Source organism: Bradyrhizobium sp. Arg237L, from assembly GCF_029990105.1.
Lineage (GTDB): Bacteria > Pseudomonadota > Alphaproteobacteria > Rhizobiales > Xanthobacteraceae > Bradyrhizobium.
The window spans coordinates 138,204-151,182 of record NZ_JAQMIL010000006.1; the positions used below are offsets into that span (position 1 = coordinate 138,204).

At 64.4% G+C, this 12,979-nt stretch carries 9 protein-coding genes and 1 tRNA gene; 4 read left to right on the forward strand and 6 right to left on the reverse strand.

Annotated features, from left to right (window positions below):
* Positions 1-10: 10 nt before the first annotated feature.
* The 4 genes from OZ411_RS05570 to OZ411_RS05585 form a co-directional block, all read right to left on the reverse strand.
* Positions 11-481, reverse strand: coding sequence for a MarR family transcriptional regulator (locus OZ411_RS05570; RefSeq protein WP_028165529.1), 471 nt, complete (start codon positions 479-481; stop codon positions 11-13).
* Positions 482-865: 384 nt separating this feature from the next.
* Positions 866-941 (reverse strand) — tRNA-Lys (locus OZ411_RS05575).
* 258 nt (positions 942-1,199) lie between these two features.
* Positions 1,200-3,878: a glycosyltransferase gene (locus OZ411_RS05580; protein ID WP_282527131.1), complete on the reverse strand. Its 2,679-nt coding sequence runs from the start codon at positions 3,876-3,878 to the stop codon at positions 1,200-1,202.
* A 189-nt stretch (positions 3,879-4,067) separates the two neighbouring features.
* Positions 4,068-4,658, reverse strand: a complete 591-nt coding sequence (locus OZ411_RS05585; RefSeq protein WP_282527156.1) for a beta-1-3, beta-1-6-glucan biosynthesis protein — start codon at positions 4,656-4,658, stop codon at positions 4,068-4,070.
* Between the two features lie 244 nt (positions 4,659-4,902).
* On the opposite strand from OZ411_RS05585, the gene OZ411_RS05590 reads away from it, so the two are divergent.
* Complete coding sequence (locus OZ411_RS05590) at positions 4,903-6,528, forward strand: beta-(1-6) glucans synthase (protein ID WP_282527132.1); 1,626 nt, start codon at positions 4,903-4,905, stop codon at positions 6,526-6,528.
* Here the strand turns inward: OZ411_RS05590 and OZ411_RS05595 are convergent.
* Entirely contained in the window at positions 6,488-6,868 is a 381-nt protein-coding gene (locus tag OZ411_RS05595) for a hypothetical protein (protein ID WP_282527133.1), read from the reverse strand. The genes OZ411_RS05590 and OZ411_RS05595 overlap by 41 nt on opposite strands.
* 96 nt (positions 6,869-6,964) lie before the next feature.
* A complete protein-coding gene (locus OZ411_RS05600) occupies positions 6,965-8,302 on the reverse strand; it encodes a hypothetical protein (protein WP_282527134.1) in 1,338 nt (445 codons plus the stop codon).
* 169 nt (positions 8,303-8,471) lie between these two features.
* Here OZ411_RS05600 and glmU point away from each other — a divergent pair, with 169 nt between their 5' ends.
* The 3 genes from glmU (at position 8,472) to OZ411_RS05615 (ending at position 12,935) form a co-directional block, all read left to right on the forward strand.
* The gene (gene glmU, locus OZ411_RS05605) at positions 8,472-9,830 is read left to right on the forward strand and encodes a bifunctional UDP-N-acetylglucosamine diphosphorylase/glucosamine-1-phosphate N-acetyltransferase GlmU (protein WP_282527135.1); all 1,359 of its coding nucleotides are present in this window, start codon (positions 8,472-8,474) and stop codon (positions 9,828-9,830) included.
* Positions 9,831-10,233: 403 nt separating this feature from the next.
* Positions 10,234-12,060, forward strand: coding sequence for a glutamine--fructose-6-phosphate transaminase (isomerizing) (glmS, locus tag OZ411_RS05610; RefSeq protein WP_282527136.1), 1,827 nt, complete (start codon positions 10,234-10,236; stop codon positions 12,058-12,060).
* A 92-nt stretch (positions 12,061-12,152) separates the two neighbouring features.
* Complete coding sequence (locus OZ411_RS05615) at positions 12,153-12,935, forward strand: DUF502 domain-containing protein (protein WP_130581782.1); 783 nt, start codon at positions 12,153-12,155, stop codon at positions 12,933-12,935.
* Positions 12,936-12,979 lie beyond the last annotated feature (44 nt).

The window sequence follows — 12,979 nt, forward strand, 5'->3', positions numbered from 1 at the left end:
GAGAGCGCAGTCAGTTGTTGTCGGCGATGGCTTCCATAACGGCCATCCACGCGGCCGCGCCGGACGGGCCAGCACGATCAAATGCCTCACGCAGGACCTCCCGCTCGTAGCCCGATGCCCGTTGTTCGATGCGTTGCCCTGCCTGCGTCAGGCGCAGCAATTTGGATCGATGCTGCTCGGGCGACCGCTTCGATGTCAGGAGTTTGCGCTCGAGCAACAGGCCGAGCGGCCGGTTCAAAGCTTGCTTGGAAATGCCGAGGACCTCGATCAGCGAGCCGATCGAGATGTCGGGCCGCCGTGCGACGACATAGAGAATGCGATGGTGCGGGCGTGATAGGCCAAGCGTGGCAAGATACTGGTCGGCCGAGAGCGTCATACCGCGCCAGCCATAGTACATGAGCTCCAGCGCCGCGTCCAAATCGTGGAGCTTGTTGAGCGAGGCGCGGTGCAGGCCCGCGGCGTGAGAAGCAGTTTTTTGCATTTGCCTATCGTGTCGAATTTGCCGAAGAGAATCTACGCTCGCGGGCAGATCCCGCCGCAGCACCTTCCCCGTCGCCGTCATCGGCTGCGTCTCAGGAAGCGACTGCGCCGCCCGTCGACCCAGATGGCGATCATCGGACTGAAGAACGCACGGATGCGCCATAGATGCGCTCGCGTGACTTGGTGCCCATGCCGTGAGAATGCGCCGTGCGGGCTCGCTGCGGCAAGCCGCTAGGGCATGCGGTCGGCGCGGCGAAAACCGCTAACGGGGATGCCGCGAACGAACTTCGAACGAGGGTTTGCCAACTCGGAGCCGAGAATTGTCGACCGCTTGCGCCTAGAACGGAATGAGAAGAATTTAAGGTGCTGATTATATTCTGATTTTTGGTGAGCGCGGTGGGACTCGAACCCACGACCCCATGATTAAAAGTCACGTGCTCTACCGCCTGAGCTACGCGCTCACTTCCCGGAGCGTGACGACGTTCGAAGCCGTCATCCCGTTCCGGTCCTTGTCTGATCATGATCCGCCGGAAACCGACTCCCGCTTTTCCGGATCATGCTCCAGCCCGCGCTGTGTAGGGGGCGGGGGCCGACGGGTCAATAGCGCAAAGGGCGGCAAATGCGTGGTCGTGCGCGCCCGGGATTTCCCTGAGATAGCTGGTGGTTAGCTCCGCTCCTTCAAGCCCGGCCGTGAAATCGATCCACGGCCAGATAGCGGCTCAGTTGGCGTCGCGGCGGATTTCGGAGGCGGCCTGCTGGGAAGGAGCAGCGATCGTGGGCATGGCGACCGGGCGCAGACCGATCAGTTCCGCGGTGCGGATGGCGCTGTTGCGCCAGAACGAGAACGAGTTGATGCGCGAATTCTCCAGGATCGCGATCGCGACCGCGGCGAGGAACGGCAGGCTCTGCAGCACCAGCACGCCGGCGAAGATGTAGATCTCGCGGACCTGCTTGAAGCCGTTGGTGGCGATGAGGACGGCGGCGCCGACCAAGAGGAGGACGCCGATCACCGCTTCCCAGAACGCCTGGAATTCGATCGACATCCGCGACAGGCCGCCCTTGGAGGTGCGGGCGAACGCCAGATGCTCGGTGATCAGTCCCTGCGCCACAGCGCGCGACACCGTCCATTGCACGCTCATCGCCGCGATCATGGCGCCCAGCATCTGGCCCGCCTTCACCTTGACCCGCAGTCGGTACAGCACGACGAAATGCGCGAGCGAGACGACGAAGGAGGCGATGATCGGCAGCGTCAGAATCTTGTCGGGGATGGCGATGTCGGCAAAGGCGACGATCGGCACCCAGATCAGGTTGAGGATTGCGACCAGCACGCCGAGGCTTTCGGCGCCCAGCCAGTTCAGCCAGCCCAGCGAAAATTCGCGTCGCTGGTCGGGCGAGAGCCGGCTCGCGCCCGGCAGGAAACGCCGCCAGTGCTTTTTCACGATCTGGAAGCCGCCATAGGCCCAGCGGTGCCGCTGCTTCTTGAAGGCCTCGTAGGTGTCGGGCAACAGGCCTTCGCCGTAGCGCTGGTTGGTGTAATGCGTCAGCCAGCCGCGCTCGATGATGGCAAGCCCGAGATCGGTGTCCTCGCAGATGGTGTCGCTGGACCAGCCGCCGGCCATGTCCATCGCGGCGCGGCGGATCAGGCACATCGTGCCGTGCACGATGATGGCATTGTGCTCGTTGCGCTGGACCATGCCGATGTCGAAGAAGCCGGCATATTCGCCGTTCATGATGTAGTGCATCAGCGAGCGGTCGCCGTCGCGATGCTCCTGCGGCGCCTGCACCAGGCCGACGCGCGGGTCGGCGAAGACCGGCACGAGGTCCTTCAGCCAGTCTGGATGCACGACATAGTCGGCATCGATGATGCCGATGATCTCGGCGTCCGCCGCGGTCCGGTCCATGGCGATGCGCAACGCGCCGGCCTTGAAGCCCTGGACCTTCTCGGCATTGATGAACTTGAAGCGCTCGCCGAGCGCGCGGCAATGATCCTGGATCGGCTGCCAGAACGCCGGATCTGGCGTGTTGTTGATGATGCAGACGCATTCGAAATTGGGGTAGTCGAGCCGCGACACGGCATCGAGCGTCTGTTTCAGCATTTCCACCGGCTCAAAATAGGCGGGGATGTGGATCGAAACCTTGGGGAAGGTGACCTGCTCGCCGATCGTGGCGGGCGCAACGGCTGCGCTCTTCTGGATCAGCCGGTGGGGGCCGCGGCCGAAGGCAACATCGGCGATCTCCTCGATCCGCGCCATCGCGATCAGGATCAGCGGGACGAGAAGGATCAGGCCGAGCGTCATCGCGAATGCCGAGCCGAACACGAAATAGTGCCCGGCCCAATAGGCGAAGACGGTCGCAACCCAGGCGCCGACGCCGTTGGCAGCAGCCGAGAGCATCAAAGCCTGCATCACCGTCGGACGTTCCAGGCGCAGGATCGGCAGCGACACCAGGATGCCGACGAGGAGGGCGAGCAGCGCGAGCTTCCAGTAGTTCTCGTTGACGATCGGCCCAGTCCAGGCGAATTTCGGCTCGCGGGACGCATTCAGGATGCCCCAATAGGGGCCGACGCCGCCTTCGAAGAATTTCCAGGGCTGATCGATCGCCTCGACAATGTTGTAGTCCATGCCGATGGCTTCGGCGCGGGTGACGAAATTGCGCAGCACCGAGGCCTGCTCGAACGGACCGGGCTCGGCGTTCCGGAGATTGTAGCCCGCGCTTGGCCAGCCGAATTCGGCGATCACGATGCGCTTGCCCGGGAACTGGTCGCGCAGGAGCTGGAACATCGCGACCGCTTGGTCGACGGCCTGCTGTGCGGTGAAGTTCTCCCAGTAGGGCAGGACGTGGGCGGCGATGAAATCGACGGAATTGGCGAGCTGCGGATTGTCGCGCCAGATGTTCCAGATTTCGCCAGTGGTGACGGGGACATTGACCGATTTCTTGACGCGCTTGATCATCTCGATCAGGTCGTCGATCTTTTGCTCGCCGCGGTAGATCACCTCGTTGCCGACGACGACGCCGATCACGTTGCTGTTGCGCCGGGCGAGGTTGATCGCGGCGTCGATCTCGCGCTCGTTGCGCTCGGAGTTCTTGTCGATCCAGGCGCCGACCATGACCTTCAAGCCGAATTCGGCGGCGATCGGCGGAACCAGTTCAACGCCTCCCGTCGACGAGTACAGGCGGATCGCGCGCGTCATCGTCGACAGCTTCTTCAGGTCGGCGCGAATCTTCTCGGCCTGGGGGATATTGTCGACGTCAGGATGCGCGCTGCCATCGAACGGCGCATAGGAGACGCTCGGCAGCATGCCGCGGAAATCAGGAGCCTGCTGTTTCTCCTGGAGAAGGCCCCACAGCGCGGCATGCACAGCGGTAACAAGCAACAGAACGGCGGCGACAGCGCGCATCGCGGCTAAACCATACGGGGCCTGCTATGAAGGAGAAAGCGAACCCGTCCCCTAGGTTCGACCGACATGGCGGTAAACTGCAAGATAATCCTGCCACGCGATTCCACAACTGATATGACCGCATGGCGTTTTGAGGGCGCCACGCAGCTCAAATGACGGAAGTCGCGATCGTTCCAAAGTCGAAGGCGGTTATTTCGCAGCCGGCGACGGCGAGGCCGACGGCGCTGGAGAAGGTGAGGCGGCGGGCGCCGGCGCGGCGTTGCCAGCCGTGGCGGGCGACGCTTGCGGGGCGGGCGCTGCCGCCGCGGCGGCCGCGGCCGCCGGCGGCTGGGCGCCGGGGTTGATCCAGCAAGCATGGATGCGGCCGTCGAGGCTGCGCGGCACCTTGTCGTCGATGGTAGCGCCGAACCGGGTTAGGCATCGGAAGGTCGCCTGCACATGACCACCGGGGCAGCCGAAGCGGTCGTAAAGGTCGAGGTGACGGAAGGCGGTATCGAGGTCGTCAAGCCACATCAGCCGCACCACGCGCCGGCCGAGCCAGACGCATTCCGGGTTTCCGGCCGGGCCGTTGATCGCCTGCGTGGCTTCGACGAATTCGTCGGTCTTACGCTGGTTGTCCTTGGTGGCGTCGGACGGAGCGTTTCCCTGCTTCGACTGTTCCTGCGGATTCGGCGTGCCGCTTTGGGAGAAAGCGGCTCCGGTACCGATCAGAAGCGCGAGGCCGGCAGTGGCGAAATGGCGCAAGACCGCGATTTTGAACTGAAGCACCCGTCCACCCATACCTTCCCCGATCGATTTCCCGCCCAACAAATCATCCCAAACGGCCATGGCGTAATGCCGTCCAAATAGGTCTCCAGTGCGGCGGAGACGCTGGCGGAATCCCATGACCGGTATTTCAGATTTTGTCCAGCAAAGTCACAACTTTATCGCACCAGCGCAAAACTGTCGCAGGACAACCTTGGTATTGCCCGACTCGTGCTCTTGGCAGACGGTGCCTGACCGGTTAATCGACGGTCCCCGGAGGATGGAACTGATTTCTCTTCGTACGCCACTGGCGCTTCTCCTGATATCGCTGGGTATGATTGCGGCCGTGTGGTGGTGGCTCGCCACGCCGATTACGTTGTCGCGCGCGCCGATCGATCCCAATGCAAAGCTGCAATGCGTCTCCTATGCGCCGTTCCGCGACACCCAGACGCCGCTGATCCGCACCACGCACATTCCGGCCGAGCAGATCGAGCAGGATCTGACTGATCTCGCCAAGGTCACCGAGTGCGTGCGCACTTATTCGATCGAGAACGGGCTCGACCAGGTACCGGGTATCGCGGCGAAGGTCGGGCTGAAGGTCATCCAGGGCATCTGGCTCGGCAGCGACCGGATCAAGAACCAGACGCAGATTGCGGTCGCGGTCGGGCTCGCCAAACAATATCCGGGCGTGATCACGGCGCTGGTGGTCGGTAATGAAGTGCTGCTGCGCGGGGAAATGACGACCGCGGATCTCGCCGCCTATGTCCGCGCGGTCAAGGCGCAGGTCCAGGTGCCCGTGACCTATGCCGATGTCTGGGAATTCTGGCTGCGCAACCGCGAGGTCTATGACGCCGTCGATTTCGTCACCATTCACATCCTTCCTTACTGGGAAGACATGCCGGTGCGGGCGAAATTCGCCGCCGCCCATGTCGATGCCATCCGCAAGCGGATGGCTGTGGCGTTCCCGAACAAGGAGATCCTGATCGGCGAGACCGGCTGGCCGAGCATGGGCAGGATGCGCGAGGGCGCGCTGCCGTCGCGCACCAACCAGGCGCGGATCGTCTCGGAAATCCTCGATCTCGCCAAGCGCGAGGGTTTCCGCGTCAACTTGATCGAGGCCTATGACCAGCCCTGGAAGCGCCAGCTCGAGGGTACGGTCGGCGGCTATTGGGGCCTGTTCGACTCCGTCAACCGTGTGGTGAAGTACCCGCCTGGCGTCGCCATCAGCAATTACCCGCTTTGGAAATGGTACATGGGCGCTGGCCTTGGGCTGGGCTTCGTCACCTTCCTCGTGGCTTGGCTGGCGGTCCGGCGGCGGCCATGGGCGCCGCGGATCATGTCCTGGATCGCGGTCGGCATCTCCTCAACCAGCGCCGGGATCCTGCTCGGGGTTGCCATCGACAAGATGATCTATGAGAGCTACGGGACCGGCGGCTGGGTGCAATGGGGAACGCTGCTTGCGGCGGCCGTCTTTGCGCCGATCCTGTCGGCTCACGCGCTGATGGCGGGGAAGTCGCTGCCGACCTTCCTCGAACTGCTCGGGCCGCGGCAGTACCGGCACGGCACCTTGCTCACAGCGCTGCTCGGCCTGTCGCTGATCGTGACGACCGTGATCGGGGCGGAAACAGCGCTCGGGTTCACTTTCGACCCGCGCTACAAGGACTTTCCGTTCGCCTCGCTCACCATGGCTGTGGTGCCGTTTGCGCTGCTGATGCTGCTCAACCGGCCGCAGGAGGGCGTAAGGCCGATCGCGGAGGCCGTGTTCGCCGGCCTTCTGCTGGTTGCCGCCGGCTATACCTTCCTCAACGAGGGGACCGACAACTGGCAGTCGGTCTGGACCTGCGCGATGTATGTGTTGCTGGCGCTTACGCTGTGGCGGGCGCGGGTCGCGCAAAGCCCAAAATGAGCAGGCCGATCGCGATCCCCGACAGCGCGACATTGTAGAGCACGATCCCGAACCCCGCCGCGATCAGCCCGCCGGTCATCAGGACGATCGACGGCCGCAGCACGTGCAGGGTCGCGATGACGAGCGCGACGATGCCGAACACGGAATTCCGGAACAGGCTCGTCGCCAGCACCCGCATCTTGCAGTTCATGGTCTGCAGGCCCGCATCGCAGGCGAGCGCGACGGTTGAGAATTCGATCACGAGATAGCGCAGGTAAAGCGCGTAGCCGACGGCGAGGAAACCGACGATCAGCAGGAATTGCACCTGATAGGGCGTAAGGCGGAACGGGCTCTTTGTCATCGCGCGAATATGGTCGGGAAAGAGGATCAGGACAAGCCGCTTCAGGCGGCGTGAAAGCGGGTGAAAATGTCGCCGCAATGTCTTGCGGTCACGCCATTATTGCTCCTTGCGACCGAACATCGAGGTGATCGCCGAGACCGCGGAAGGTGGCTCCGGCTTCTTCGGCGGCTCCTCGACCGCCACCGGAGCTGCCGCCGCTCGTTTCGGTGCTGCGTGCCGGCGTGGTGCGGGTTTGTTGGGAGTTGTCGTGGCCGGCGGCGGCTCGTCCTTGAGCGTCAGGCGCTGACCGTCGAAAACAGCGGTTTCGCAAGCGCGGCCGTTCTCGGCGAGCACCGCGCAAATCTTCGCCGCGGCGCCGGCGTCGCGCAGCGGGCCGGCAACCAGGCGGAGCTGCATGCCGAGCCCGTTGGCGCCTTCCTTGATGACGATGATCGGGCGCAAATTGAACAACGGCGCGTTCGAGCGCGATTTCAACAGGCCCCGCCACAGCGCGCGCAGCCCCGGCACCGAATTGGCGGTGCCGAGATCGACGCCGAATTCGGTATGCTGCACCTCGGCTTTCGGCGCGCTGGCGTCCTCTTTCGCTTTCTCCGCGTCACCAGCGGCAGGCGCCGCGGCGACCACCTCGGGCATGGGGCTGGCGGTGACCGTGGCAGCGGGCTTGGCCGGCTCGACTGGCTTGCTCGCGGCAGGATCGGGCGGTCCGATCATCGACTTTGCGGCGACGAGCGGCATCGCGGGCAATGACGCTGCCGGGGCACCGGCCGGGTCCGAATTGCTGGCTGGCACGGCGGCGGCGGGCGCTGTGTTGACAGCAACGACCGGCGGTTTCTCCACGGGCGGCTTCTCGCTCGCAGCGGCCGGCGGTTTGTCCGAAGCCAGTACCGGGGGCTTTTCGGCGGCTGGTTTCTCGGGCGCGGTTGGAGCGGGTGTCGTTGCCGCGACTGGGGCCACGACCGGGGCGGGGGCCGAGGCAGAATGCGCTGCCGGCTCTTGCACCCACGCAGGATATGGTGAGGGGGCGGGCTGTGGCGCGGCCGCCGTGCTCTGCTTTGTGATCGCGCCGGTAACCGAATCCAGTCCTTGCTCAAGCACGGTGACGCGGGCGTAGAGCCGGTCGCGGTCGGAGTTGAGCGTCTCGATCGCGGACGCAAGCCGCCGCGCTTCGTTCTGGCTCTCCTTCGTGAGTATCTGGATCTGCTGCGCCTGCCGCGCCACCTCGGCGCCGGCAACCTGGTCGCGCCGCCACCCGAGCGAGGACTGGTTGGCGAGGACCGCGAGCGTGACCGCGCCGACCGCGGCAAAACCCCAGGAGCCGAGGCGCCACAGCGTGCGGCGGTCGAATTCGTCTTCCTCGGCAAGCAGGCCTGTGAACAAACCGCCGGTGCTTTCCGCGCCGAGATCGCCTGCCAGATTGTCACGATCTTTGGCCAAAACCCCTTTGGCCCTCCTCAAGGCCCGCCGAATCACGCCGCAAAGATTAACAGGAAATGCGCGGGGAACCTGAATCCGGGCTGTCACGGGAGGCGGATAGGTTTCTTCTGCCGGGGAAACCAATTAAGACGGCTTGGCGCGATCGGCGCACGGTATTTGAGGGCTCTTGATGATTGCTCGATCCAGCCTGACGGTGGTGCTCGCGGCCGGCGAGGGCACGCGGATGCGATCCTCGCTGCCGAAGGTCCTGCATCCCGTCGCCGGCCAGTCGCTGCTGTCCCATGTGTTGCGTGCCGCGCCGAATGGCGAAGGCGCTTCGCTGGCGGTGGTGGTCGGGCCGGACCATGAAGCGGTCGCGGATGAAACGCGGCGGATCCGTTCCGATGCCAGCACCTTCGTGCAGCGCGAGCGGCTCGGCACCGCCCATGCGGTGCTGGCGGCGCGCGAGGCGATCGCTGATGGAGCCGACGATCTCCTGATCGCCTTTGGCGACACGCCGCTGATCTCGGCGGAAACCTTCGAGCGACTGCGTGCGCCGCTGAAGAATGGCGCCGCGCTCGCGGTCCTCGGCTTTCGCGCCGCCGATCCCACCGGCTACGGACGGCTGGTGGTCGAGAACGGCAAGCTCGTTGCGATCCGCGAACAGGCCGACGCCAGCGCCGAGGAGCGCAAGATCACGCTGTGCAATGCCGGCGTGATGGCGTTCGACGGGCGCAGGGCGCCCGGCATCCTCGATGAGATCGGCAATGCCAACGCCAAGGGCGAATATTACCTGACCGATGCCGTCGCCATCGTGCGCAGGCAAGGATTGGAGGCCGTCGTGATCGAGACCAGCGAAGACGAAGTGCGCGGCATCAACACCAAGGCGCAGCTTGCGGAAGCCGAAGCGGTGCTGCAGGCGCGATTGCGCAAGGCGGCGATGGAAGCCGGCGTGACGCTGATCGCGCCGGAGACCGTCTATCTCGCCGCCGACACCAAATTCGGCCGTGACGTCACCATCGAGCCCTTCGTGGTGATCGGCCCCGGCGTGACCATCGGCGACGGCGCGGTGATCCACTCCTTCTCGCATATCGTCGAGGCCACCATCGGCAAGAAGGTCTCGATTGGTCCCTATGCGCGGCTACGGCCGGGCACCTCGCTCGGCGACGGCTCGCGGATCGGCAATTTCGTGGAGACCAAGGCTGCGATCCTGGAGGAGGGCGTCAAGGTCAACCATCTCTCCTACGTCGGCGACGCCCATGTCGGCGCCAATTCCAACCTCGGTGCCGGCACCATCACCTGCAACTATGACGGCTTCCTCAAGCACAAGACCCTGATCGGCAAGGGCGCCTTCATCGGCACCAATTCCTCGCTGGTCGCACCCGTGAAGATCGGCGCCGGCGCCTATATCGGCTCGGGCTCCGTCATCACCAGGGACGTGCCCGACGATGCGATGGCCGTCGAACGCAGCCCGCAATCCGTCCGCGAAGGCGGCGCTGCGCGCTATCGCGAGATCAAGATGAAAGCGAAGGCCGCGAAGGGAAGCTGACGCCGTAGTCAGTAGGATGGGTAGAGCGCAGCGAAACCCATCGCGATGGAGCAAGCCGCGCGAGTGACGGGTTTCGCTGCGCTCCACCCATCCTTACGATGTCGTCCCGTCCTTCGTCAGGACGACGCTGTCATTCCGGGGCGCGCGTAGCGCGAGCCCGGAATCCATTTCTCCGCTTGCGCCTGTGGCCTGATGGATTCCGGGCTCGTCCTTCGGACGCCCCGGAATGACGGCGGCGAACGGGAGGGGCAGGTTGGATATGTCCTTAACTCACCCGTTAATCTTCCCTTTAACACTGTCTCAATCCGCAATAATTATTGAGTTTGTTGGTGCCCGCGTTTCCCGTTAAGGGAGCGTGTCGTCGGTTTGGCAAATTTTCGGCGATTTGGGGATTTTGATCCGCATGTGCGGCATTATCGGCATTCTCGGACGGACACCGGTTGCGGAGCAACTGGTCGATTCGCTCAAGCGACTCGAATACCGCGGCTACGATTCCGCTGGCGTCGCCACGTTGGAGGGCGACCATCTGGTGCGGCGGCGCGCGGAAGGAAAATTGAAGAACCTGGAAGCGCGGTTGCGCGCCGAGCCGCTCGATGGCCACACCGGCATCGGGCATACGCGCTGGGCGACGCATGGCCGGCCGACCGAGGGCAATGCGCATCCGCATGCGACGGACAATGTCGCTGTTGTCCACAACGGCATCATCGAGAATTTTCGCGAGTTGCGCCAGGAGCTCGAGAAGCAGGGCGCGAAATTCTCCAGCGAAACCGACACCGAGGTCGTCGCCCATCTCGTCAACTCCTACCTCCTGAAGGGCAGTTCGCCGCAGGAGGCGGTGAAGGCGTCGCTGCCGCAGCTCCGCGGCGCGTTCGCGCTGGCGTTCCTGTTCAACGGCCACAATGATCTCCTGATCGGCGCCCGCAAGGGCTCGCCGCTCGCGGTCGGGCATGGCGACGGCGAGATGTATCTGGGATCGGACGCGATCGCGCTGGCGCCGTTTACCGATACCATCAGCTATCTCGAGGACGGCGACTGGGTGGTGCTGTCACGTGAAGTCGGCGTGATCTATGACGAGCACGGCGCGGTCGCCAACCGCGAGGTGCTGAAGTCAGGCGCATCGGCATTCCTGGTCGACAAGGCGAACTACCGCCACTTCATGGCCAAGGAGATCCACGAGCAGCCGGAAGTGGTCGGCCACACGCTGGCCCGCTATATCGACATGGCGACCGAGCGGGTCACGTTGCCGGTCAAGCTGCCGTTCGATTTCAAAGATATCCAGCGCGTCTCGATCACCGCCTGCGGCACCGCGAATTATGCTGGCTATGTCGGGAAATATTGGCTGGAGCGGTTCTCGCGTCTGCCGGTCGAGATCGATATCGCGTCCGAATTCCGCTACCGCGAGGCGCCTTTGCGGAAAGGCGATCTTGCGATCTTCATCTCGCAATCCGGCGAGACTGCCGACACGCTGGCCGCGTTGCGTTACGCGAAAGAGCAGGGCGCGCATACGGTTTCGGTGGTGAACGTGCCGACCTCGACGATCGCGCGCGAGAGCGAGACCGTGTTGCAGACGCTGGCCGGCCCCGAGATCGGCGTCGCCTCAACCAAGGCCTTCACCTGCCAGCTCATGGTGCTGGCATCGCTCGCGGTCGCCGCCGGCAAGGCGCGCGGCGAACTGTCTGACGCGGACGAGGCCAGGCTCGTGCACGGCCTCGTCGAGGTTCCCCGATTGATCGCGGCGGCGCTCACCACGGAGCCGCAGATCGAGAAGCTCGCGCGCGAGATCTCCAAGTCGCGCGATGTGCTCTATCTCGGACGCGGCACCAGCTATCCGCTCGCGCTCGAGGGCGCACTGAAGCTGAAGGAAATTTCCTACATCCACGCCGAGGGCTATGCTGCCGGCGAGCTCAAGCACGGGCCGATCGCGCTGATCGACGAGAACATGCCGGTCGTGGTGATCGCGCCTTTCGACAAGGTGTTCGAGAAGACCGTCTCCAACATGCAGGAAGTGGCCGCCCGCGGCGGCAATATCATCCTGATGACCGATGCCAAGGGGGCCGCGGAGGCGACCGTCGATTCCCTGGTCACGATCGTGCTACCGGACATGGCGGCCGCCTTTACGCCGATAGTCTATGCCGTTCCGGTGCAACTCCTCGCCTATCATACCGCTGTCGTCATGGGCACGGACGTCGACCAGCCCCGCAATCTCGCGAAGTCAGTCACGGTCGAATAGCCGCAACCGCCCGGATTACGTTGGCCCTTCAAAAACCTGCTAGGATGGCTTAGCTGGGAGATTCTGGCTGCGCCTTGCGACCTGGAACCATAATGAACCCCGAGAATCCGTCTCCGATCCCGCCCCCGGAACACCCCTCGCCAGACGGCCCGCGCGGCCTGATGGCCCGCTTTCGAAACTATTTCCTGACCGGGCTGATCGTCACGGGACCGGTGGCGATCACCCTCTATCTCACCTGGTGGTTCGTGACCTGGGTCGACGGCCTGGTGCGACCCTTTGTGCCCTCGGCCTATCGTCCTGAAACCTATCTGCCGTTCGGCGTGCCCGGTTCCGGACTGGTCGTCGCGGTGATCGCGCTGACGCTGCTCGGCTTCCTCACCGCGAACCTGATCGGGCGGACGCTGGTCGATCTCGGCGAGCGGCTGCTCGGGCGGATTCCGGCGGTGCGCGCGATCTATCGCGGCCTCAAGCAGGTGTTCGAGACGCTGTTCTCGGGCAACGGATCCAGCTTCCGCCGCGTCGGCCTGGTCGAATTTCCCTCGCCGGGCATGTGGTCGATCGTCCTGATCTCGCAGTCGCCGAGCGCGAACATCGCCGCGAGCCTGCCGGGCGAGGAGGAGCACATTTCGGTGTTCCTGCCATGCTCGCCGAACCCGACCACCGGCTTCTTCTTCTACGTGCCGAAAAGTAAGATCATCGAGGTCGAGCTGAGCGCCGAGGACGCCGCGACGTTGATCATGTCCGCCGGCGTCGTGCAGCCGGGCAACGGCGATGCAAAGCGCATGGCCGCGCTCGCCGGTGTGGCCAACGCCGCCCGCATCGCCAACTCCGCCTCCGCGCTGCAGCCGAAGCCCGCGCCTGCGAAGGTAGAATAATCTCGCAGCGGTTGCTGTCATTTGATCGTCACGCTGCAGCGGAT